This is a genomic window from Psychrobacter fjordensis (genome assembly GCF_904845995.1).
Lineage (GTDB): Bacteria > Pseudomonadota > Gammaproteobacteria > Pseudomonadales > Moraxellaceae > Psychrobacter > Psychrobacter fjordensis.
Window position 1 is genome coordinate 1,122,134 of the sequence record NZ_CAJGYP010000001.1, and the last position, 24,803, is coordinate 1,146,936.

Annotated in this window: 12 protein-coding genes, 2 tRNA genes and 2 rRNA genes; 12 read left to right on the forward strand and 4 right to left on the reverse strand. The window is 43.4% G+C overall.

Annotation, left to right across the window (positions count from 1 at the left end):
• Positions 1-323: 323 nt before the first annotated feature.
• Positions 324-1,790 (forward strand): hypothetical protein, encoded by a 1,467-nt coding sequence (locus tag JMW61_RS04720; protein WP_201549788.1) that lies wholly within the window; start codon positions 324-326, stop codon positions 1,788-1,790.
• Between the two features lie 193 nt (positions 1,791-1,983).
• Here the strand turns inward: JMW61_RS04720 and JMW61_RS04725 are convergent, their stop codons facing one another.
• On the reverse strand, positions 1,984-3,654 hold the full coding sequence (locus JMW61_RS04725) for a mechanosensitive ion channel (RefSeq protein ID WP_201549789.1): 1,671 nt from the start codon (positions 3,652-3,654) through the stop codon (positions 1,984-1,986).
• A gap of 461 nt (positions 3,655-4,115) precedes the next feature.
• Between JMW61_RS04725 and JMW61_RS04730 the strand changes: the two genes are divergently transcribed.
• Entirely contained in the window at positions 4,116-4,847 is a 732-nt protein-coding gene (locus tag JMW61_RS04730; RefSeq protein WP_201549790.1) for an FKBP-type peptidyl-prolyl cis-trans isomerase, read from the forward strand.
• 367 nt (positions 4,848-5,214) lie between these two features.
• On the opposite strand, the gene argA is transcribed toward JMW61_RS04730, so the two are convergent.
• Positions 5,215-6,537 (reverse strand): amino-acid N-acetyltransferase, encoded by a 1,323-nt coding sequence (argA, locus tag JMW61_RS04735; protein WP_201549791.1) that lies wholly within the window; start codon positions 6,535-6,537, stop codon positions 5,215-5,217.
• Between the two features lie 522 nt (positions 6,538-7,059).
• On the opposite strand from argA, the gene JMW61_RS04740 reads away from it, so the two are divergent.
• The gene (locus JMW61_RS04740) at positions 7,060-7,644 is read left to right on the forward strand and encodes a hypothetical protein (protein WP_201549792.1); all 585 of its coding nucleotides are present in this window, start codon (positions 7,060-7,062) and stop codon (positions 7,642-7,644) included.
• A gap of 159 nt (positions 7,645-7,803) precedes the next feature.
• Here the strand turns inward: JMW61_RS04740 and JMW61_RS04745 are convergent, their stop codons facing one another.
• The gene (locus JMW61_RS04745) at positions 7,804-8,793 is read right to left on the reverse strand and encodes a patatin-like phospholipase family protein (protein WP_201549793.1); all 990 of its coding nucleotides are present in this window, start codon (positions 8,791-8,793) and stop codon (positions 7,804-7,806) included.
• A gap of 393 nt (positions 8,794-9,186) precedes the next feature.
• On the opposite strand from JMW61_RS04745, the gene recG reads away from it, so the two are divergent.
• The gene (gene recG / locus JMW61_RS04750) at positions 9,187-11,562 is read left to right on the forward strand and encodes an ATP-dependent DNA helicase RecG (RefSeq protein WP_201549794.1); all 2,376 of its coding nucleotides are present in this window, start codon (positions 9,187-9,189) and stop codon (positions 11,560-11,562) included.
• A 106-nt stretch (positions 11,563-11,668) separates the two neighbouring features.
• Here recG and JMW61_RS14330 read toward each other — a convergent pair whose 3' ends face one another.
• Complete coding sequence (locus JMW61_RS14330; protein ID WP_265090099.1) at positions 11,669-11,797, reverse strand: hypothetical protein; 129 nt, start codon at positions 11,795-11,797, stop codon at positions 11,669-11,671.
• A gap of 526 nt (positions 11,798-12,323) precedes the next feature.
• Between JMW61_RS14330 and JMW61_RS04755 the strand changes: the two genes are divergently transcribed.
• From JMW61_RS04755 to JMW61_RS04790, 8 genes are all read left to right on the forward strand, one after another.
• Entirely contained in the window at positions 12,324-13,682 is a 1,359-nt protein-coding gene (locus tag JMW61_RS04755; protein ID WP_201549795.1) for an efflux RND transporter periplasmic adaptor subunit, read from the forward strand.
• Positions 13,679-16,780, forward strand: a complete 3,102-nt coding sequence (locus JMW61_RS04760) for an efflux RND transporter permease subunit (RefSeq protein ID WP_201549796.1) — start codon at positions 13,679-13,681, stop codon at positions 16,778-16,780. The genes JMW61_RS04755 and JMW61_RS04760 overlap by 4 nt, the downstream gene beginning before the upstream one ends.
• Positions 16,781-16,874: 94 nt before the next feature.
• The gene (locus tag JMW61_RS04765; protein WP_227687356.1) at positions 16,875-17,543 is read left to right on the forward strand and encodes a YceI family protein; all 669 of its coding nucleotides are present in this window, start codon (positions 16,875-16,877) and stop codon (positions 17,541-17,543) included.
• Positions 17,544-18,220: 677 nt separating this feature from the next.
• Complete coding sequence (locus tag JMW61_RS04770; RefSeq protein WP_201549797.1) at positions 18,221-18,529, forward strand: hypothetical protein; 309 nt, start codon at positions 18,221-18,223, stop codon at positions 18,527-18,529.
• 1,226 nt (positions 18,530-19,755) lie between these two features.
• Positions 19,756-21,294: ribosomal RNA gene (locus tag JMW61_RS04775) — 16S ribosomal RNA — on the forward strand.
• An 89-nt stretch (positions 21,295-21,383) separates the two neighbouring features.
• Positions 21,384-21,460, forward strand: a tRNA-Ile gene (locus JMW61_RS04780).
• A gap of 8 nt (positions 21,461-21,468) precedes the next feature.
• Positions 21,469-21,544 (forward strand) — tRNA-Ala (locus JMW61_RS04785).
• A 353-nt stretch (positions 21,545-21,897) separates the two neighbouring features.
• Positions 21,898-24,759 (forward strand): 23S ribosomal RNA (locus JMW61_RS04790).
• The 16S and 23S rRNA genes sit together here with 2 tRNA genes alongside, the layout of an rRNA operon.
• The last annotated feature ends 44 nt before the right edge of the window (positions 24,760-24,803 follow it).

Below are 24,803 nucleotides of genomic sequence, written 5' to 3' on the forward strand. Positions count from 1 at the left end.
TTCAATCCTTGTTATTATATGAGAATGATTAAATAATTTTGATGAGTGTATGGTCTGCCCACTATAAAGTCATTAAGTCGCTGAACTGGCTAACCTTAATAATATAGCGCTTGTGCTATGTTTTCTTATATCAGTATTATTTTGACTCTATAAGATAGGTATTCTCTAAGGCAGTCTATATATACAAATTCGTGTATAAGTGATGCTACTTTGATATCATCATAACAATTCAGCACTGTGAAAGCGACTGTGTTTCATCGTGCTAATCAGCAAAAATAACATACCATACAATATACCCCTTCAATAATAAAAGGTCAGAACTTGTGTCCTATTCGATTACGACAATGCCCGATTGGGGCTATCTTACTACCGAGCTGGTCTGTTACTTACAAGCAGATGCTACCGCAGTCGCTTTAGCTGGCATGCATATGATTGAGCATGACTATAATGCTCAATATATCGCTCGTCACTATCAATATCAGTTGCCACTTGGCAAGCTACAACTGCTTGAGCTAACCCTATACTTACCATTTGATACTGGATCAGCTAATATTGAGGCTGTACGTATGATCGCAGTAAAGTCTGCGCTTTCATGGTACAAAGCATCACTGTCTAAAAATGAAGACAATGATGCAGTCGGTTATGATGCTTTGATCTTTGATATTCAGCTTGTAGGAGGAGGGAGTAGCGCTGCTCAAAACAATAAAGATAGTGAAAAACATAACGCCCTACAGCGACTGAAACACAGTTTTGGTGCGCGTTATTTTTTAGAAGACCTAGTGGTGGATATGAGCGAAAGCCAGCAGCAGCTACAAGTATTTAGCTGGGATGATTGGTACTCGATAGCGACAGCGGTACGTACACAATCTGAGTTATGGCGTTTTTTGTCGTATCATCTAGAGAAGCTACAGCATTCGGCCACGAGTCATGTGCCAAGCTTTGAATCAGAAGAGGCATTAGTTAAGAAGTTCTTACAAAGTCCAGATTTATTTGCTTCTGCTATTGCAGTTGATAATGCACTCATCAAAAATGAGGCTCAGGATGAGCCTAATTCAGCACTTGTAGCCATAACGCTCGCATACAAAAACCAAAGTACAACTGCGCAGATGTATCATCAGCATATGTTGCAAGCAGCAATGCTATGGTCTCAGCTAAGTATGCAAATGATAGAGACGTATAGTGAAAAGCAAAAAGCCAATACTGACGATAAGTTAGACGTACCGCTTGTTTACTGGCAGCAACAACTGCTGGGTGAATCTCTGTTTTCACGTCACGAACTTATCCGAACGCTATATAGACATCCCAAGCAAAGTGCCTCGTTGCAGAAGGATGGCTATGTCGTACACCAACATTCTTATGAGAGTTTGGGTCGACATTATGTACTGGTGTTTTACGGTCAGGAGGCTACAGGACATAATAGCAAAGCGGCTGTTCAACCAAAATTGGCACAGATTGCAAAAGATGTTGCCACACGTTTGCCAATAATTGAGCTTCATCATGTCATTGTATTGGGTATTGATTTTATTACTGAGGCTGATGAGACCTTTATCGATATCGATCTATGGATTCAGCCAGTCGATACCATGACTCAACGTGAACGTCAGCTAACCAAACAATTGCAACGTCTCAAGCATCAAGATATTCAGCATCAGAATAGTAGCTCACAACCAGATCAACAAATAGCTTTAAATACAGCACCAGCAAATAAAGATTCTAAAAAAGATAGTCAAGCGGATAGGCGACCTCAAGTACACCTAAATCTCTCTATTCCTGCGCGCAAGGATAAGTGATAGGTAATGTATGAGAAGTTGTATAGTCAATCCTCTGTAAATTGGATACGGTGTCAGTCTCGCTTAGTCTACTACTTGTAGTACTTTCACTCGGCTTCCTTGTATCTAAATTAGATTAAACTGACTATATCAAGTGCATAAAAAAAGACAGCCTAGGCTGTCTTTTTTATATTTGGAAATTGAGGATAACTATTTATTTATTGTCGATATCGTCATTCAAGCTGCTACCAGGTAGTAATACATTGCCATCATTACTGATGTCATCAGTATTAACAGGAGTGGTATCCACTACATCTGTACGCAAGTCGTCAGTTGGTGTGCTTGTAGCCGCAGGCGTGTTTTCATGCACTGAATCAGCCACTTTTTCTTGAGTTGAAGTCTCTGGCTGAAGCGCAGATTTTGCTTTGGCTTCGGTACGCTCATGATCCATCTTGTCTTGCATCTTACGCAGGAAGCGTGCTGCTGCTTCTTGACCACCAAGACCGAATGATAGGGCAAAAGCAACGGCTACTGCACCTAACGTTAGACCAAATGCTAGATTAACAATTGAATCCGCAATACCCATCGCTTTTAGACCCATGGCTAGTACTAAGCCCATGATCAATACACGTACGATATTTGCTAGGAATTGTGAACCTTGCTCAGAGCGCTCAACCACACCTGCAATAATGTTAGCAAGCCAAAACCCGATGAATAGGATAATAGCACCAAGGATAATATTAGCACCAAAGGCAATGAACATTGTGATGATAGCTGAAATAGGCTCAAAACCTAATAAGTCAGCAGCGGCAATGGCAGCAAACAGCATTGCAAAGAAAACAATCGCATAACCAACTAGGTCAGATACTTTCTTATCGCCCATAGTGTCTTGCAGGCCAACTTTGGCTGGCAATTGGTTGATTTGAGTGTTTTCGATAAGGCCTTTAATGATGTTGGCAACCATGCGAATTACATAGAAGGTTACCACTAGAATGGCGGCTGCCATAAAGATGTTTGGCAATGCTTCCATGATTTTATTCAGCATGTTCGTCGCAGGACGAGCAATAACTTCGATCTTTAGAGCATTTAATGCTGCAATAATAGTTGGAATGATAACTACTAAAAATGCTAATGAACCAGCAATGTTAGGTAGGCTGTTTTTTTCGCTTAAGCCTGCTTTTGAAGCCAGTTCTTGCACATTAAACGTAGAAACAAGGTTGGTTACGATGCCACGTACTACTTTAGCAATGATATAGCCGACTACAAAGACTACAGCTGCAATTAAGATGTTAGGAATAAAGCTGAAGATTTTATCAACCATATTAGTTAATGGTGCAAATAAACCATCAAGCTGTAATTGACCAAGTACCATAGTTAAAATAATCAGTAAAATGAACCAATACACCATGTCAGCGATTGTACTGCTCATTGGCTTTACACCAGCTTGAGCACTGAGACGCTCGTCCATTGATGTTTTAGACAATGCCGCATTGATGGCGGTACGCACAACGGTAGCCACAACCCAACCAATGACACCGACAGCGATAGCACCGATGAGGTTAGGAATAAATGCCAACACTTGATTTATCATATTTGCGAACGGTGTCGAAATTGAGTTTAAGTTCAATTGGTTCAGCGCTCCAGAGATCGCGATGATAAAGATAAACCAAAATACAATTTTGGAGATAATACCTTCCAGGTCGTAGGCTTTACCTGTTGAAGAACTCATACGTTGGTTAAGATTGATCTTAGATAGTACATTACGAACTAGGGCTGCAATACCAAGTGCAACCAACCAGCCAATGATAAATATTAAAATAGCACCGATAATGGAGCCGATAGGCCCACCAAGATAACCGTTAAAAGACGTGTACATTGGATTCATTTGATCCTCCTTTAATCATCATACAGAGGCTGCCAAACAATATCGTCAATGTTGCTGATATTGAATGTGACCAATACATAATGGTTATAATAAATAGTATTTTTCAAAATGAGCTATAGAGTGATATTCTAATTTTCGAGTCGTTAGTCTTATCAAAAAATATCTGTGTACTTTGTATTTATAACTTTATTGCTGATATTTAGATATCTTTGATAGGGCAAACACTTGACTATTTATCACCTTAACTGGTTCAGCTTAGCTGATGTGTCAGTAGATTTAAAGACAGAAAGCTTAACCTGTTACTATATTTGTGTGATAACTTGTTATTATATATATAAATATTAACACATACTGTACACTCGTCCGATAATTTTATTCCAAACATGGCTCCTAAAACTAAGATTTGCTATTATAGAACCATGTGACATCTCGCCACTATTCTTACAATTTGAGAGTACTTTATGAAAAAAATCACTACTTTAAGCGTTAGTGCACTTGCTAGTGCTATGTTGTTAGTAACAGGCTGTAGCACAAATAATGGCAACCAAGAAACGGCTGCTCAGAGTGTTTCAATTACCGAACAAAGTTCAGCAAGCGAAAAGGTCGGTTACAGCTTAGGATATATGATGGCTGAAGGAAATAAAGAAGCGGTCGGCGATCTGAATCTTGATACTTTTGAAAAAGGCTTCCGTGATGGTTATGAAGGTACTGATTCAGCATTGACTCAAGAGCAAATGCAAGAAGTATTGACGACGTATCAAAAAGAGCAAGAAGAAAAGTTCGTCAAAGAGATGGAAACAAAAGCTGGAGATAACAAAACTAAAGGTGCTGCGTTCTTGGTAGAGAATGCTAAAAAAGAAGGCGTCAAACAAACTGCGTCTGGCCTACAGTATAAAGTAGTAACCGAAGGTACTGGTAAATCACCAAAAGCAACTGACGTGGTTGAAGTGAACTACGAAGGTAAATTGATTGATGGCACTGTATTCGATAGCTCTTATGAGCGTGGTGAGCCAATTGAGTTCCCACTAAATCAAGTTATCGCTGGCTGGACAGAAGGTCTACAGTTGATGAAAGAAGGCGGAAAATATGAGTTCTATATCCCGTCAGATATCGCTTATGGCGAAGCTGGTAATGCAGGTATCGAGCCTAACAGCACACTAGTATTTACTGTTGAATTGTTATCAGTGAAATAATGAGTATTAGGGCGTGTCCTCAATTCAATCGATAGTTATCTAAATGGGTTAAAAATGGCTAAATCTTGCCAAACGGCGTCAAATAGCTAACTAATAGCTCGATATTATCTGCGCTATTTTCCTTGTTTGACTGCAATTTATCTCATTTTTATCACCATTTTTAAAATGAGGACATGCCCTAGTAATTATTTAGTGTTAGTACTTAATAAGCATAATACTGAATAATAAAAAAGCCCTCTTAAATTAGAGGGCTTTTTTATGACTACATTTTATAGCTCTTAACTGATCATAGTTTTTAACCAAATTTTCTAACTGGTAAGTGTGTTCACTTGATCAAAGCGGTCTTAATTAGCATTCTGCTAACTTACTAAAGATTCTTTTGGAATACTTTAGAATTGCGACCGTTATGATATTGCTCTTGGCGTGCTTCAGGCAGTGCACTTGCTTCAACTTCCATAAAGCCTTGTTCGACAAACCAATGTGCTGTGCGAGTCGTCAACACAAACAGTTTATGTAGACCATGGCTACGTGCTTGTTGTTCCAAAAATGCTAGCAAATCAGCACCTCGGCTACCGTTACGATATTCAGGATGTACGGCAACGCATGCAATTTCTGCAGAATCCTTGTCCAATGGATAAAAGGCTGCACAGCCCAAAATCATACCATCACGCTTAATGACACTATAATGGTCAATCTCTTGTTCTAAACATTCGCGTGAGCGGCTGACCAAAATGCCTTGTTCTTCTAGCGGCGATAATAGCTCGATCAATCCTACTACGTCATCAATATTAGCACGGCGAATTTCTTCATAAGGGTCATGGCTAATCAGTGTACCAGAGCCGTCACGAGTGAAAAGCTCTTCTAGCAATGCACCATCTTTGGCATAAGAGATGATATGTGTGCGATGAACGCCTTTGCGACACGCCAAACTTGCACAATTTAAAAAATAATTAATTTCGCAATTCAAGTCACGATCGCGCAAGAAGCGATCGACTTCGTTTGGAATCATCTCGCGCAATAGTCGATCACCATCATTGATACCAGCTTCTTCACCCAAAAATATCAATTTGTCAGCACCAAGTGCGACAGCAGCATTAAGTGCAACGTCTTCAGCAAGTAAGTTGAAGACTTCGCCAGTTGCTGAATAGCCCATCGAACCCAGAATGACAATATGATCATGAAGTAGGTTGTTTTTGATGGCCTCAACGTCGATAGAACGGACTTCACCAGTCATTTGGTAATCAATACCATCACGAATACCGTAAGGACGCGCTGTGACAAAATTACCTGAGATAGCGTCAATGCGTGAGCCATACATTGGTGAGTTTGCCAGTCCCATCGATAGTTGCGCTTCAAGTTGCAGGCGAATAGCGCCTACTGCTTGTAAAATAGAAGGCATTGCCGCTCTTGGCGTAATTCGAATGTCTTGATGCAATGGAGAGGCGATACCTGCTTCTTTTAGGTTTTTTTCGATTTGCGGTCGTGCACCATGAACCAGTACCAACTTGATCCCTAGGCTATGCAATAGAGCAAAATCATGGATAAGCGTGCTAAAGTTGGCGTGATTGACCGCCTCACCGCCAAACATAATCACAAAAGTTTTACCACGATGTGTATTTATGTAGGGAGCAGAGTTGCGAAACCAATGAACGTATTCAGGGTTAATCTGGGGCATGGCGCTAGTAGTCATAATGGGAGCAGCAGTCGTTAGAATAAGAAAAGGTGCGTAGCAAAAAGATGCTGGCCGCTAAAGATTTACCATAGCAAAAAATGCCGTTATGAGCTATCTTTTATTTCAGTTGTGTTAATGAATCCTTATAGCTGATTGACTATATACACAACCTCAACACGGGGTTAGTGTACGCACAAATGCTTTTTGTTATGCTAAACGCTATTGCTTTACAGATAGCGAACGCAGATAATCAATAAAAACAATGAGCCTGACACCATCACTTGATTGTATGTGAATTTATAGAATGATAGATAGATTGTTCTTCATTCACTACAAATGATCCGCTATCAATAGTTATCAGGTGCGTCATAGCAGATGGGCTCAAGTCTATAAAGTAAGCTAGCGCTAAGTAGCGGTATTTGAAATCATATACAGCTTCATATAAAGAATACGGCTATGAGTGATTGAAAATATATTAAACCCTTTTTAAGCTTTACCAATTGCGTTCTACCGATATATCAACCAGGGATAATGAAAACCATGAAAAAAAATAATCAATTTGCTAGTCCGTTTAGCGCTTGGAGCGGTCATCGCTTGTTTCACGTTGTCGCCGGTACACTTATCGGTGCGATGGTCGTCACAACACAAGCCTCGGCGATGCTGCCTACGCCAGAGCAAGCTGTGGATAGTTCAGTTGCTGTGCAAGCCAATGCCAACCAAGGTTCAAGTGCACAAGCCGTGAATAGCAAAATTACAGCATCATTGATTAGTGTTGATGCAAATGGTGAAGAGATTTTGGTTCCTGTCAATGCAAATACGCGCCTACAGTCAGGCAATGTCCTAGAGTATCAAGGGTACTTTACCAATACCAATGCTGATCGTGTGCGTAAAATGACGGTCACTATGAGTATTCCTGACGAAGTAGAGTTAATGCGTACGGTAGCACCGGAGTTCCCATATGGTAGTGTCGACGGTAATAGTTTTGCGCGTATGCCATTGCGTACGAGAGTAGACAATCAGCTGCAAGATGTTGATATGAAATACTATAAAGCAGTACGTTGGGATATGGAAGGCGTTGGTCTTAACGACACAGTCGCAGTCAAATATCGTGCCCGTGTAAAATAACTATCGTGCCTGTATAAAACGACGTTGATGCTTGAATATTAGGTTTCATGTAATCATACGTTTTTCATGATTTGCACTGTTACAAAAAGCACCATAGCTCATTGCTGTGGTGCTTTTTTATTCGAGTTTAGATTTTTAGATAGGCTACTTATTTATCGTTCAAAGGGTTGCGTACTTGCTTTCAGATTTCTGCTTTATCAACTGTTTGATTGCATGGATTTGTGAGGTGGTGGCTTGTGATCCAGCCGCAATAAGGGCGCGGCGCTGGCTAGTATCTATTGAGCTGATGTGACTGACAGCAGGAGTAATGACAATATCGGCACTATCCCTTTCATGACGCATTGTTGCGCTATGATTGGTATTTGGCTGAGCCGCGATAGTATTCTCTAGCAATCCCCAAAAGCTGCTGAAGGAGTTGAGGTTTGGTATACCTTTCAGCGTAACGTCATTGCTGTCACTTTTATCCGTCACATCTATTGCAATGATAATATCAGCGCCCAAATCACGAGCGCTATCAACAGGCACTAAGCTGACCACACCACCATCGATATATTTTTTGCCGACTTTTTCAGGGATACGTGGGGCGATAAAGATATTAGGAACGCTACAAGACGCTTGTACAGCAAGTCCTGCATTACCAGTGGTAAAGACTGCTTTTTTTAGCGTGTTTTTTTCGGTAGCAATTGCCGCAAAGCGAATTGGAAAATCTTCTATTGCGCGTTCGCCTACTTTTGCATTGATAAAGTTTTTTAGTTTGATGCCTTCGATAAACCCTTGATTGGATAAAGTGAAATCAGTTAACTCGCTATCCTTAGTCGTTAGTGCCAATCGCTCAAGCTGTGCAGGCGTGTATCCACTTGCATATAGGCTACCAACCAAACTACCGATACTCGTGCCAACGATAATTGTAGGTTTAATGCCGTTCTCTTCTAGTGCTTTGATTACTCCTACATGAGCAAAACCCTTAGCGCCACCACCGCCCAATACTAAGGCTACGCTAGGTGATTCTATTTCAGGAACTATAGGTGTGACACTCGCTGGGCTTAAGGTGCTACAAGCACTGATGACTAGTCCTAGTGTAGTAAGTATGCCCACACGTAGTAATGATAAATGATGATGGCGTGGATGGCTGAAAGTGGGAGCAGGCATAAAAAGACCTTAGAGAGTTATATAAGTTAGAAAACAAGGCATCAGTTATTGCTATGATATAGATGATTCATTTATCTTAAAGACTTCGCACAGCCATACTATGAACTCGCTAAGTATAGGCCATGAATTATGAATAAACTCTTAATCCCAAAAATACGCCCAATGGCATTAGACTTGTTTGGTCTACACCATATAGTATTTGCATACGTTTTCTTTATTATTCTGGGCTTTGGGAGTGGGGTTAGACTATTAATAACAGTCATAATGACTTAGTATTTTATATCAAATTGATAACTATAGTTTTTATAAGATGCAGCAAATGTAGACTAAGAAAATTGAATCTATAATACTTAAAAACATTAATACTCAAAAACAATCTCGCTAGGATCTTTGATGCCAACATCGACAAGCCCTTCTTTAGCTCACTCATCAGATTACTTTAGATCTGAGCTGCCAGTTTCAGCGCTAGATATGCCTGTGACAGCGCTGGCAGGCGTTGGCCTAAAAGTCGCAGAGCAGCTAGCACAGTTAAATATAAAGCGAATATTTGATTTGCTATTACATCTGCCACGTGATTACGAGGATCGTAGCCGACTGGTATCCATCGCAGACGTGGAACATGGGCAATCGGGATTAATCACTGGGCGTGTGGTACACGTCGATACTAAGCGCAGTGGCATGACGGTAGTGGTAGATGATGAGACAGGGACGATATCCTTACGATTCTTTAAGGTTTATCGCGGTCTTGCACAAACGATGAGTTTGGGTACACAGTTGCAGCTGTTCGGCGAAGTCAAAGTCAGTCGATATGGCAAGCAGATGAGTCATCCTGAATATCAGATTATTACTGACAGTGTTGCCATGACCAATACGGGATTGCAGCCTATTTATCCTAGCGTTAAAGGACTGCATCAAAATAAACTGCGCACGTTAATAAAATTGGCGCTACAAACTGTTCGCAGCCAAGGTCTGCCGATGACCCTGTTTACGCCCACAGATTTTTCAGTGTTGGCTGATTTGCCGTTAGCGCCTTTTGAGCCGATGAAATCATTAATAGCAGAGCATGATTATTCAGAAGATATTTTCTCGACTTTGGCGCGTAGCGTACCAGACAATATAATTGGTAATAGCGTTAATAGAGGCAGTACAACGGCCTATGATAGCAATCGTAGTACTAACAGCAGTGCTAATAGTGATATTAATACGGCAGCAGATCGATCGGCGCACACCAATGTCTACAATTTGACGATATTTGAAGCCTTAGTCTTACTACACACGCCGCCCACTTATACCGATGCTGGTCAGCAATATAAACTATTAACCCAGCTAAGCGCTCGTACTCATGCGGCCTGTCAGCGTTTGATTATTGAGGAGTTGACTGCGCATCAGCTGAGTTTATTGTATCGCCGCCAGCAACTGCATCAACATAAAGCCCCTAAATGCACTACCCAAAGTTCATTGGCTGACGCCTTGTTTGGCGCATTGCCTTTTGACTTAACGGGTGCCCAAAAAAGAGTAATGCGAGACATTACCGCTGATATGGCGACATCTATTCCTATGTTGCGGCTGGTACAAGGCGATGTGGGTGCTGGTAAAACATTAGTAGCGGCGGGCGCGTCGGGCTATGCGCTTGATAGTGGCTGGCAAGTGGCTGTGATGGCACCGACTGAGATTTTAGCTGAACAGCATTTAGTTAATTTTAAACAGTGGTTTGAGCCATTGGGTATCGGTGTGGGCTGGCTCGCTGGCAAGCAAACGGCCAAGCAACGCCGTGAATCACTGAAGGCAATCGCTGAAAATACCGTGCAGATTGTGGTTGGTACGCATGCGTTGTTTCAAGAGCAAGTACAGTTTGCCAAATTAGGCTTAGTAATCATTGATGAACAGCATCGATTTGGCGTTGAGCAGCGTATGGCACTGACCAATAAAGGCGTGGCCAACAGTACACCGCATCAGCTGATTATGACCGCCACACCGATTCCACGTACGCTAGCCATGAGTGTCTATGGCGATATGGATACCTCTATCATTGATGAGTTACCACCGGGACGTACGCCGATTACCACGGTGACCATTGATCGGAATCGCCGTGATGAGGTGATTGAGCGTATCGCTATTAATTGCGAGGCAGGCAGGCAGGCATATTGGGTCTGCTCATTGGTAGAAGAGTCTAGCGTACTGGATGCACAAGCAGCCGAAGCGACTTATGAAGACTTAAACGAGCGTTTAGATATTCGTATTGGCTTGGTACACGGCAAAATGAAGTCTGCTGATAAACAAGACATCATGCAGCAATTCAAAGCAGGAGAGCTAGACTTGCTCATTGCTACAACGGTTATCGAAGTCGGTGTTGATGTGCCCAATGCCTCGTTAATGGTTATCGAAAATGCGGAACGCTTGGGACTGTCGCAATTACATCAATTGCGCGGGCGAGTAGGGCGCGGCTCTACTAAAAGCTACTGTGTGCTACTTTACCAAAAGCCATTATCAGAGACGGGTACTGAGCGCTTGAATGTATTACGCGATAGTACCGACGGCTTTGTCATTGCCCAAAAAGATTTAGAGTTGCGTGGACCGGGTGAGTTACTGGGTAAACGTCAAACAGGTAATGTTGGTTACTATTTAGCTGACCTCATCCGTGATGAGCAGCTGTTTGCGATTGCGCAGCGTTTGGCCAAGAATTTAATTTCAGACCCTACACGTAAAGCGGATGTCAGCCAGTTGATACATCGCTGGATGCCAGAGGCCAGTCGTTATACTAATGCTTAACCATTGAACCAAAGTTAATCAGCTGTGCAGTTTACATTAGTAAATTGATACTCAATAAAAAAGAGGACAGCCAATGCTGTCCTCTTTTTTGTTTGCCAAGATAAAGCTATTTAGATTTTTTTACTTTCTTCAGTGATTTTTTGAGATCTTTGAGGTTTTTCTTTTGCTGTTTAACTTTTGCTTTGGTCTCTTTGATCTCTTTCTTAAGCTTTTTCACTTCTGACTTATTAGCCATGATTGGCTCCTTTGTTGATGAGGTCCTCTTAATAATGACAAATTACCTCGCAAATTCAAGTCTGAACTGTAGGTGGTATGTATCATTGATTTTTACAGTTGATTAATCAAGGAGTGCTAGCCTCATTTCAAGCAATTTAATATGACGTCACACTCAATCATAGAAGTATCTTTATTAAATACGGTGTAATAACCTCCAATCATGTATTCGATTTGGTCATTAGACTTTGAGAGAAGAGGCACATGCGGACAAAATTTAAGTAGGAATGTTGGGCTATGCTAGCGTCTTTAGTCTGAATTTATTGTCTATACTATAATATTTAGTAGCAATATCTTTATTAAGTTCAATGTCTTACTATATCCTAATAATGACCAAAAACTGACCCCTCAGGTATCTAACATAATTGACCCGCCGACGAGTTAGTCTACAATGTTAAAAACCCTTATTAATAAGATGGGACTGCATCATCTTGTTTCCCTTATGCTTTTTACGGCGTTAGTACCGTGCTTATTTATAGAGACCAACTATGAGTGATTTTAAACACCCTGATAATAAGCAAGCGCCGACTAGCGAGCAAACCCCCGATATTGAGAATTCTCAACGAGCTGAGCTACCACCGTATCTTCAGTCTGAGTCATTGGTGAATAAACCCTCCTCAAAGTTACCATTATGGTTGTTACCTGCTTTAGTGGCGGTGCTGATTATTGGGGTCCTGCTCGGGAAGTATTGGGGTAATGGTGAAGCAGAAACGGTTGAGTCTCCAGGTGCTAGCAGTGCATCCAGTGATGGTACTAGCGACGGCAGTACAGAACAGGCAGTACTGTCAGTAGAAACAATCGTGCCAAGCCAAGATGATATAGGCAACATGTTAAGTGCTGATGGGACTATTAATGCTAAAGATACGGCGAATGTCAGTGCGAAGGTAAACGGTGTGGCTATCGAGCGTATCTTGGTCGAAGAAGGAGATCGCGTCAAAGCAGGTCAGGTATTGGCCATGTTCGATACCGATGCGATGGAGCAGCAAGTGCTACAAGCAGAGGCGGACGTAGCAGAGGCAGAAGCGACGCTGGCCAACGCTAGTGCTGACGCAGCGCGCGTATTACCATTGCTCGATATTGATGCCATCAGTAAACAAGAAGCCGATCGCTATCGTACCTCCGAGCTTCGAGCCAGAGCGTCCTTGCAAGCATCAAAAGCTCGACTAAGCACTCAGCGCTTGAGTGTTGATAATGCTCGAGTGGTCGCGCCAGTGAGCGGTATCATCAGCGAAAAAATGGTTGAAGTTGGTATGGTCGCTGGTGGTGAGCCATTATTTACTATTATTAAAGGCGGTATTTTAGAGTGGCGCGCGGATATCGATCCCAAACTTATCGGTGAAGTTAATGTTGGTACGCCAGTACGTGTGAGTTTACCGGGTAGCGACTCTGTAATGGGTCAGGTGAGCCGTATTGCGCCAACGGCAGATAATAACCGTCAGATTACGATTTATGCCAGTTTGGCTGCCAATGTACAAGTACGGTCAGGCATGTATCAGACGGGTGAGTTTCTACTAGGCAGTGCCAGTACGCAGACAGTGCCAAACAGCGCTATCGTGAGCAACGATGGTTATGACTATGTCATGCTAGTTACTAACATGAAGACTCAAGATGGCAAAAATACAGGTCGTATCAAGCAACAGCGAGTGACATTGGGCAAGCGACTTGGCGATAGTGTAGAGATTACAGAGCCATTGCCTACCGATAGTCAGATTGTGAAGCAGGGCGGGAGTTTTTTAAATGATGGTGATTTGGTGCTTGTCGTGGGTGGTGCAATTCAAACAGGTAACCAAGCGGACGCGGCTGCCGATAAAACTACGACTGGCACAGATAAGCAGGCACGCTCATGAGTTTAAATGTCTCAGCTTATTCGATTAAAAATCCGCTGGTTGCTATTTTGCTGTTTGTGCTCCTGACGTTAGGTGGCATTTACGGCTTTATGCAAATGAAGGTGCAACAGTTTCCAGATATTGACTTACCCGCAGTTGTTGTGACCGTCACCCTCCCTGGTGCAGCCCCTTCTCAGATTGAAAACGATATCGCAAAAAAGATTGAAAACAGAATCACCAGTATCGAAGGTGTTAAACGCATTCGTACGACGTTACAGACGGGTGTTGCCACGGTGGCAACAGAGTTTGTATTAGAAAAAGATATCCAAGAAGCCGTCGACGATGTGCGTTCAGCCGTCGGAGAAGTGAGCGGAGACCTTCCTGCAGCAGCCAATGACCCTATCATTACTAAAGTATCGACAGCAGGCTTTCCGATTGTGACTTATTCAGTCGCTGCCGACAATATGAGTGTTGAAGACCTGTCTTGGTTTATTGATGACACAATCACCAAGCGCTTGTCAGATATTCCTGGGGTCAGCACGGTCGGTCGTATCGGTGGCCTTGAACGTGAAATCACAGTCGCTGCCGATCCTATTGCGCTAAGTGGTTTGCAGTTCTCGATTACACAGTTGTCGCAGCAGTTGAGTGGTATTCAGCAAGACAGTGCGGGCGGTGAAGCTGAGGTAGGTAATGCGACCCAAACGATTCGTGTATTGGGTGCAGTTGAGCGGGCACCTGAGCTCAATGACTTGCAAATAGCAGTGCCGACTGGTGGCACGCAGGCGCTCGGGCGTATGGCACAAGTGACTGATGGTGCTGCCGACCCAAGCTCTCTTGCCAAGCTTAATGAGCAGACCGTTGTGGCATTTAACATTACTCGTTCGCGGGGTGCTAGTGAGGTTGAGGTCATGGAGTTGGTCGATGCAGAGCTTGCAAAGCTGACTGCAGAGATGAGCCAAATTAAGATTGATAAGGTCTATGACACCGCAACGCCAGTAGCAGAAGATTATAGTGCCTCCATAAAGATGCTGATTGAAGGCGGTATATTAGCCGTAATCGTAGTGTTTTTATTCTTACGAAACGTACGCGCGACCATCGTTGCCGCAGTTGCGTTACCACTATCAGTGGTTCCTACTTTCTTAGCGATGTATCTGTTTGACTTTAGCTTAAATATTATCTCCTTATTGGCCTTATCCTTAGTTATTGGTGTCTTGGTCGATGATGCTATCGTTGAAGTTGAGAATATTATTCGCCATCTTAGGATGGGGAAGACGCCTTATGAGGCAGCGATGGAAGCAGCTGATGAGATTGGGCTGGCGGTAGTGGCGACGACCTTTACCTTAATCGCTGTATTTTTGCCGACGGCCTTTATGGGCGGTGTCGTGGGTCAGTTTTTCCGGCAGTTTGGTTGGACGGCTGCTTTGGCTATCTTTGCCTCTCTACTGGTCGCGCGTCTGATTACGCCTATGATGGCAGCGTACATACTCCGGCCAGAAAAGCATCATGTCGAAAAGCAAAGCAAACTGATGACGTGGTATCTCAAAGCCGTCACGTGGACATTGCATCATCGCTGGATAACGATGGGCGTGACGCTGTTACTATTCGTGGCTTCGTTAGGATTGGTCAAATTATTACCGACCGCTTTTATCCCTGATAATGACATTGACCAGACACGAGTGGCGATTGAGCTAACACCTGATGTGGCACTAGCAGATACAGAACGGGTTGCAGCATTAGCGAGTGCTCGCATCTTGGCATTGCCAGAAGTCACTAATATATTTACGTCTGTCGGTGAGGCACAAGAGTCGATGGACTCTAATTCCGGTAGTGGTAAAGCAGAAAATATAGGCAGTCTGGATATCGTATTGGCTCCGCGTGCTGAGCGAGATTCGAAACAACAGGTTGAGCGTAAGATTAGCGCGATACTTTCGGAGGTGCCAAGTGCTCGTTTTACGGTTGGGCTATCGAGTGGTGGTGAGACGGGATACAACTTTTCGCTGACCAGTAGCAATCCTCAAGTACTTGAAGAGACCGCTCAGCAGATTATGTCCGATATTCGTGCATTGCCAGGTGCAGGGTCAGTCACTAGCGACCGCAGTCTACCGCGTCAAGAGCTAACCGTGACGCCTGACAGACTAGCAATGGCAGACAAAGGCGTGACCACACAAGATATCGCGACTACCTTACGTATTGCGACGGTGGGTGACTATGAGCAAAGTCTGTCTAAGCTCAATCTAGATACACGGCAGATTCCTATTGTTGTGCGTTTGCCTGATGTCGCAAAACAAAACGTCAATCAGTTGGAAGGCCTATACGTATCTAGTAATAGTACCGCAGGGCAGGGCGTGCGTATCAGTGAAGTGGCCAGTTTGGATTTCGGTACAGGGCCTGCTCAGATAAAACGTCTCGATCGTGAGCGTGCGATCAGTATTACGGTACAGCCTGCAGACAGTGAGCTTGGTGAGTTGGTACAAGCAGTCAAAAAGACCCCAACAATGCAAAATTTGCCTGCATCAATTACCATCATCGATCAAGGACAAGCCGAAAATATGGCTGAGCTTTTCAGTGGTTTTATCATCGCCATGTCAGTCGGTATTATCTGTATCTTAGGCGTATTGATTCTGCTGTTTGGCAAAGTGCTACAGCCTTTTACGATTTTAGTGGCATTACCTCTATCAATCGGTGGTGCCTTTATTGGTTTGGTGATTACCAATAGCAGCTTATCGATGCCTTCGATGATTGGTTTTATTATGTTGATGGGTATTGCAACCAAGAACTCTATCTTGTTAGTGGATTACGCTATCATCGCCCAAAATCGTGGACTAGCACGGTTTGATGCGATGGTTGATGCTTGTCATAAGCGTGCCCGACCGATTATTATGACGACGATTGCGATGGGCGCTGGCATGTTGCCATTGGTATTTGGCTGGGGTGATGCAGATCCTACTTTCCGTCGCCCGATGGCAGCAGCAGTATTGGGTGGTCTGGTGACCTCGACGCTACTCAGTCTTGTGGTTATTCCAGTGGTTTATACCTTGATGGATGACGTGTCAGGTTGGTTCGCTAAATGGCTGACACCAAGTGGCAAAGATAAATCAACTATAGATAGCAAATTCTAATTTGGTGCTTTAATTTTTATAAGTCAGATTATCAGAATGAAAAAGACAATATCTATCGATTAGATATTGTCTTTTTATCGCTATATGAGTGCGTATGACGATGACAAAGGATGTGATTGGCCTGTCATTTACTGCACAAAGGAATGTCATTATGAGTCATGCTTTTCTCTCAAAGGCGCTATTATCCTATCGCAAATTTCTATTGGGTTTATGTCTAAGTACAGTATGCATCGTCAGTAGCTATGCGACCCCCTATCATATCGATTCTACCCGTACCAACGTACGTTTCGCCATTGAGCCTCTTAATACATCAACGATCACTGGTGGCTTCTATAATTTGAGCGGTCAGTTTGATTATGACCCAACGGCTAAGACAGGCAGTATCGCTCTCATAATTCCTCTGAACACCTTAAATACAGGTAACAAAATTTTCGATACCACGCTTAAAAGCGCAGATTTCTTTGATATCGAAAAATTTCCAGTGGCTCGTTTTAAGTCTACCAAATGGCATTTTTTATCTAATAAAGACACCATCAAAGTTGATGGCCTATTGACGCTACATGGGCAGACCAACCCCGTTACGCTCACTGCTACCAAGTTAAACTGCTATCTAAATCCGATATTAAAGAAATCGGTGTGCGGTGGAAGTTTTACGACAACTATCGATAGAACGAAGTGGGGTATTAGTAAATATACAGTGTTAGGCATGGCAAAAAAAGTGAAGTTAGATATTCAAGTGGTAGCTGTAAATCAATCATATTGATCTTAAGAAGACGATAAGTTATGGCCTATTTTTGGAATTTGTGATGCTCATATCTATATATTTTTCTTTAATAAGTATGATGACCTTAAAAAAATTCGCAATATTTCAAAAATATAATGACTAAATTTTGTTATCAGACTGTTGCCGACATACTTTCACTCTTGCGATATAGAAAATTAAAGCCATGACATAATAAATATTCAAAAATCCAGAAAATATAAGGAGTTTAGAGTAATTCACTAAAGAAACGATAAGAGAGCTAAAAAATAATAAGTATGTATTATTAAGTAGAGGTTAATAACTAATAGAGCATATGTTGTTTAGTTATAAGGGTTTGAGATTAAGAGTTATCAATAATAGTTCTCAACATATTGATATAACAAAGATGCTATAGCAATTGCACAATGTCACAATAAAAAAATAAGCACGTTAGACTGGTAATTTTTGTACTACTGAATGCCAAAGTTATTAATTGGTAGTCTTGTGTTCGGAGATTATGGCTAATGAAGATTAGATCATAATGTTCTGATCTCAAATCGAACATGATAATAGCTCAAATAATTATCATAATTTTATTTATGACAATGCTGTTTGTTAAATGGATTCGAGCTGTACGAAATACCGTTTAGGCTTATTTTTAACTGATGCATAAAATCTGTGAATCAAGGAATTAATCAATGAAAAACCTTACTTTGTCTTTATCATTAATTGTTGGCGCCGCACTTACTATCCCAAGTCTAGCCATGGCTGCTGAACAACCAGTCGTACAAACTGCGACTGCAGATACTACCATGCAAACCGAAGCTGGAAGTATGGATAACGGACTTCAAACTGAAACTGAAGAGTTTAACAATATGTCTGATGCCGAGAGCATGAATGATATGGCTCAGACTGATGATGGAAGTATGGATGATATGGCTCAAGCTGATGCCGAAAGTGATGGCACTGTTGAAGTTGAAGAAGAAACTGCACAACCATATTTATAATTAGAAAGTTAGTTTCTGTGGTGAGTAGTTGCTCACCATGCAAATAATTGCCCTTAAGTGTAATAAAACCGATCGTGTTATCTCATTAGCAGTGATGAAACTTAAAACAATATGCAGAATCGAAAAGGCAGCCTAATGGCTGCCTTATTTGTTTTGCTATGAATAGGTGACGATTAGCAACTTCAAAGACCAATGACTCTCATGACGAGTAAAGCTAAGGTAACTGATAATAAGCTTACTTGATGGCAGCCAGAATATACTCAGATAACTGCATTCATTTATATAAGTTAATTCGTAGACAGTAGTGGAAGTATGCAAATGACTGAAATCTGATTAAGGGCATTTAGTTTTCGGATATAGATGTATAGCTGAGTAACTGCTTAGGTCAGTTATCTATATAAGTTATCCATATTGTGATGTTTGCACGATCATCTATACTAATGTACTAATGTACTAATGTACTAATGTACTTTGGATGTGCAAAGAGATATATAGAGGCATGTCATGAAGTCTGAAACGGTCGAAGTTCCATTACAAAATGAAAATCCAAAAAGCAACTAGCTCACCAAATCACTAACCCCATGATAAGTAGCCAGTATTTTTGAGACGTTTAAACAAACTATAGAATAGTTTATAAGAGTCCTTGACCGCGCCCTCAAACCGAGTATAATGCGTCCCAGTCAGAAGGGAAGGGTGTTTAGGAAGTGAGCAATCACTTATTGAATACTTTAAATAAATTAGTTTTAAACTAATAAAAATAACTTCTTGACTTAGCAGAATAAGCGTCTATAATACGCACCTCATTAAGGCAAAGCAGTTAATAAAACAGTGAGCAATCACAGTAAATTAACAAGCTAACTTATTGAAACGAGATAAAAAAAGAAGTTGACAGACTATTAAAACATGATATGATAGTCAGCTCGCTAAATAGGATAAGCCGTATTGGCTGGGAATATTTAGTTAGAAATACTAACACTGGACGACAGTGATTAGGCATTATTTAAAAGCATAACTAAAGAACAACTTGTGTGGATTTTTGCTGATTCAGAATGTTAAAAAATAAAGTTGGTTGACTATCTTTTCGATAGGATTCTAACTATAAAAATTATCATTTAAGACAGCAGAAAAACTCAAAGTTAATTCATTACGAACATAATTTTTAGCGATTTTGCCAGATTAGATGAGCCAAGTTTAGAAGTCTCTTTAAAGGACTTCATAGCAAGATTAAACTGAAGAGTTTGATCATGGCTCAGATTGAACGCTGGCGGCAGGCTTAACACATGCAAGTCGAGCGGAAACGATGATAGCTTGCTATCAGGCGTCGAGCGGCGGACGGGTGAGTAATACTTAGGAATCTACCTAGTAGTGGGGGATAGCACGGGGAAACTCGTATTAATACCGCATACGACCTACGGGAGAAAGGGGGCAGTTTACTGCTCTCGCTATTAGATGAGCCTAAGTCGGATTAGCTAGATGGTGGGGTAAAGGCCTACCATGGCGACGATCTGTAGCTGGTCTGAGAGGATGATCAGCCACACCGGGACTGAGACACGGCCCGGACTCCTACGGGAGGCAGCAGTGGGGAATATTGGACAATGGGGGAAACCCTGATCCAGCCATGCCGCGTGTGTGAAGAAGGCCTTTTGGTTGTAAAGCACTTTAAGCAGTGAAGAAGACTCCGTGGTTAATACCCACGGACGATGACATTAGCTGCAGAATAAGCACCGGCTAACTCTGTGCCAGCAGCCGCGGTAATACAGAGGGTGCAAGCGTTAATCGGAATTACTGGGCGTAAAGGGAGCGTAGGTGGCTCTATAAGTCAGATGTGAAATCCCCGGGCTCAACCTGGGAACTGCATCTGAAACTGTAGAGCTAGAGTATGTGAGAGGAAGGTAGAATTCCAGGTGTAGCGGTGAAATGCGTAGAGATCTGGAGGAATACCGATGGCGAAGGCAGCCTTCTGGCATAATACTGACACTGAGGCTCGAAAGCGTGGGTAGCAAACAGGATTAGATACCCTGGTAGTCCACGCCGTAAACGATGTCTACTAGTCGTTGGGTCCCTTGAGGACTTAGTGACGCAGCTAACGCAATAAGTAGACCGCCTGGGGAGTACGGCCGCAAGGTTAAAACTCAAATGAATTGACGGGGGCCCGCACAAGCGGTGGAGCATGTGGTTTAATTCGATGCAACGCGAAGAACCTTACCTGGTCTTGACATATCTAGAATCCTGCAGAGATGCGGGAGTGCCTTCGGGAATTAGAATACAGGTGCTGCATGGCTGTCGTCAGCTCGTGTCGTGAGATGTTGGGTTAAGTCCCGCAACGAGCGCAACCCTTGTCCTTAGTTACCAGCGGGTTAAGCCGGGAACTCTAAGGATACTGCCAGTGACAAACTGGAGGAAGGCGGGGACGACGTCAAGTCATCATGGCCCTTACGACCAGGGCTACACACGTGCTACAATGGTAGGTACAGAGGGCAGCTACACAGCGATGTGATGCGAATCTCAAAAAGCCTATCGTAGTCCAGATTGGAGTCTGCAACTCGACTCCATGAAGTAGGAATCGCTAGTAATCGCGGATCAGAATGCCGCGGTGAATACGTTCCCGGGCCTTGTACACACCGCCCGTCACACCATGGGAGTTGATTGCACCAGAAGTGGATAGCTTAACCTTCGGGGAGGCGTTCACCACGGTGTGGTTGATGACTGGGGTGAAGTCGTAACAAGGTAGCCGTAGGGGAACCTGCGGCTGGATCACCTCCTTATAGATGACATTCGGTCAGCAAGAATTCACAACAAGTTGTTCTTTAGTTTAAGCTAGTATTTATTAGCTTTTGCCTTTGTAGGCATACAAAGGCCTGTAGCTCAGCTGGTTAGAGCACCGTGTTGATAACGCGGGGGTCGGCAGTTCAAGTCTGCCCAGGCCTACCATTATTTACGGGGCCATAGCTCAGTTGGTAGAGCGCCTGCCTTGCACGCAGGAGGTCAACGGTTCGACTCCGTTTGGCTCCACCACTATAAATACGAAACTTTAGATGCTAATAAATAAAATAGGTATTAAATAGAAACAAGTGATTCGCCATTATATTGGCAAGATTACTTCTTTCTGTTTTATACAGAACCTGCTACTCGACGAGAGAGTAGGAACTATTTAAAAACATAGATATGAGTCTGGGTTAGGAAGAGCGTGTTCACGCGCACTTCTTAACCTTAATAACTCACCTCTTAACGACATCAGTTGTTATCCCAGGGGTGAGTTATTAAAAAAGTAATAAGAGAACTGAATCAAGCGTATAAAATTAGGTGATATCGTTATCATAATTAGATTGTATGACACTTAGAAGTCGAGAGACTACTTGGGGTTGTATGGTCAAGTAATGAAGCGCACATGGTGGATGCCTTGGCAGTCAGAGGCGATGAAAGACGTGACAGCCTGCGATAAGCTTCGGGGAGGCGGCAATATCCTGTGATCCGGAGATTTCTGAATGGGGAAACCCACCTACCATAAGGTAGGTATCTTGTACTTGTACAAGAAGCGAACGAGGGGAAGTGAAACATCTCAGTACCCTTAGGAATAGACATCAAATGAGATTCCCCTAGTAGCGGCGAGCGAACGGGGAGAAGCCGATTAATTCTAATGTAGAAGAACAGCGTGGGAAAGCTGACCGTAGTAGGTGATAGTCCTGTATTCGAAACATTAGAGTTAACATATTAAGTAGAGCGGGGCACGAGAAATCCTGTTTGAAGATGGGGGGACCATCCTCCAAGGCTAAATACTCCTGACTGACCGATAGTGAACCAGTACCGTGAGGGAAAGGCGAAAAGAACCCCTGTGAGGGGAGTGAAATAGAACCTGAAACCGTGTGCGTACAAGCAGTAGGAGCTTCAATTTATTGGAGTGACTGCGTACCTTTTGTATAATGGGTCAGCGACTTATATTCTGTAGCAAGGTTAACCGTTTAGGGGAGCCGTAGGGAAACCGAGTCTTAATAGGGCGTTTAGTTGCAGGGTATAGACCCGAAACCGAGTGATCTATCCATGAGCAGGTTGAAAGTGCCGTAACAGGCACCGGAGGACCGAACCCACTGTCGTTGAAAAGCCAGGGGATGACTTGTGGATAGGGGTGAAAGGCTAATCAAACTCGGTGATAGCTGGTTCTCCCCGAAAGCTATTTAGGTAGCGCCTCGGACGAACACCATTGGGGGTAGAGCACTGTTTCGGCTAGGGGGTCATACCGACTTACCAAACCGATGCAAACTCCGAATACCGATGAGTGATATCCGGGAGACACACAGTGGGTGCTAACGTCCATTGTGGAGAGGGAAACAACCCAGACCGCCAGCTAAGGCCCCAAATTCCTAGTTAAGTGGGAAACGAGGTGGGAAGGCATAGACAGCTAGGAGGTTGGCTTAGAAGCAGCCATCCTTTAAAGAAAGCGTAATAGCTCACTAGTCGAGTCGGCCTGCGCGGAAGATGTAACGGGGCTCAAACTAGGAGCCGAAGCTGCGGATTTGAATTTGTTTTCAAGTGGTAGGGGAGCGTTGTGTAAGCCTGTGAAGGTGTGTCGTAAGGCATGCTGGAGGTATCACAAGAGCGAATGCTGACGTGAGTAACGATAATGCGAGTGAAAAGCTCGCACGCCGGAAGATCAAGGGTTCCAGTCCAACGTTAATCGGGGCTGGGTGAGTCGACCCCTAAGGCGAGGCCGAAAGGCGTAGTCGATGGGAAATCAGTTAATATTCTGATACTTGTTTATAATGCGATGGAGGGACGGAGAAGGTTATGTCAGCCTGGCGTTGGTTGTCCAGGTGAAAGGATGTAGGCTTGTGGCTTAGGTAAATCCGGGCTACTACATGGCTGAGATCTGATAGCAAGCTGTACTTGTACAGTGAAGTGGCAAATACCATGCTTCCAGGAAAAGCTTCTAAGCAATAGTTATAAACGAATCGTACCCTAAACCGACACAGGTGATCAGGTAGAGAATACCAAGGCGCTTGAGAGAACTCTGCTGAAGGAACTAGGCAAAATGGTACCGTAACTTCGGGAGAAGGTACGCTGTTGGTGGTGATAGGACACGCTCCTTGAGCTGCTGGCAGTCGCAGATACCAGGCTGCTGCAACTGTTTATTAAAAACACAGCACTCTGCAAACACGAAAGTGGACGTATAGGGTGTGATGTCTGCCCGGTGCTGGAAGGTTAATTGATGGGGTTAGCGTAAGCGAAGCTCTTGATCGAAGCCCCAGTAAACGGCGGCCGTAACTATAACGGTCCTAAGGTAGCGAAATTCCTTGTCGGGTAAGTTCCGACCTGCACGAATGACATAATGATGGCAGCGCTGTCTCCAGCAGAGACTCAGTGAAATCGAAATCGCAGTGAAGATGCTGTGTACCCGCGGCTAGACGGAAAGACCCCGTGAACCTTTACTACAGCTTTACATTGAACTTTGACCTGACTTGTGCAGGATAGGTGGGAGGCTTTGAAGCAGACACGCTAGTGTTTGTGGAGCCAATCTTGAAATACCACCCTGGTCATGTTGGGGTTCTAACTCAGGTATAACAATACCGAGGACAATGTATGGTGGGTAGTTTGACTGGGGCGGTCTCCTCCTAAAGAGTAACGGAGGAGTACGAAGGTGCGCTCAGACCGGTCGGAAATCGGTCGTAGAGTATAAAGGCAAAAGCGCGCTTAACTGCGAGACCCACAAGTCGAGCAGGTACGAAAGTAGGTCTTAGTGATCCGGTGGTTCTGTATGGAAGGGCCATCGCTCAACGGATAAAAGGTACTCTGGGGATAACAGGCTGATACCGCCCAAGAGTTCATATCGACGGCGGTGTTTGGCACCTCGATGTCGGCTCATCTCATCCTAGGGCTGAAGCAGGTCCTAAGGGTATGGCTGTTCGCCATTTAAAGAGGTACGCGAGCTGGGTTTAGAACGTCGTGAGACAGTTCGGTCCCTATCTACCGTGGGCGTTGGAAATTTGAGAGGATCTGCTCCTAGTACGAGAGGACCAGAGTGGACGAACCTCTGGTGTTCGGGTTGTCACGCCAGTGGCATTGCCCGGTAGCTACGTTCGGATGGGATAACCGCTGAAAGCATCTAAGCGGGAAGCCCACCTCAAGATTAGATTTCCCTAAAGAGCCGTTCAAGACTAGGACGTTGATAGGCAGGGTGTGGAAGTGCAGCGATGCATGTAGCTAACCTGTACTAATTGCTCGTTTGGCTTGACCATACAACACCCAAGTGGTTTGTATACAAGTCTAATTAATCTATCTT

Bases quoted from the DNA above. Each gene is read 5' to 3' on its own strand.
- JMW61_RS04725 (WP_201549789.1), bottom strand. From the start codon at position 3,654: ATGAATCCAATGTACACGTCTTTTAACGGTTATCTTGGTGGGCCTATC.
- JMW61_RS04730 (WP_201549790.1), top strand. From the start codon at position 4,116: ATGAAAAAAATCACTACTTTAAGCGTTAGTGCACTTGCTAGTGCTATG.
- argA (WP_201549791.1), bottom strand. From the start codon at position 6,537: ATGACTACTAGCGCCATGCCCCAGATTAACCCTGAATACGTTCATTGG.
- JMW61_RS04740 (WP_201549792.1), top strand. From the start codon at position 7,060: ATGAAAAAAAATAATCAATTTGCTAGTCCGTTTAGCGCTTGGAGCGGT.
- JMW61_RS04745 (WP_201549793.1), bottom strand. From the start codon at position 8,793: ATGCCTGCTCCCACTTTCAGCCATCCACGCCATCATCATTTATCATTA.
- recG (WP_201549794.1), top strand. From the start codon at position 9,187: ATGCCAACATCGACAAGCCCTTCTTTAGCTCACTCATCAGATTACTTT.
- JMW61_RS14330 (WP_265090099.1), bottom strand. From the start codon at position 11,797: ATGGCTAATAAGTCAGAAGTGAAAAAGCTTAAGAAAGAGATCAAAGAG.
- JMW61_RS04755 (WP_201549795.1), top strand. From the start codon at position 12,324: ATGAGTGATTTTAAACACCCTGATAATAAGCAAGCGCCGACTAGCGAG.
- JMW61_RS04760 (WP_201549796.1), top strand. From the start codon at position 13,679: ATGAGTTTAAATGTCTCAGCTTATTCGATTAAAAATCCGCTGGTTGCT.
- JMW61_RS04765 (WP_227687356.1), top strand. From the start codon at position 16,875: ATGACGATGACAAAGGATGTGATTGGCCTGTCATTTACTGCACAAAGG.
- JMW61_RS04770 (WP_201549797.1), top strand. From the start codon at position 18,221: ATGAAAAACCTTACTTTGTCTTTATCATTAATTGTTGGCGCCGCACTT.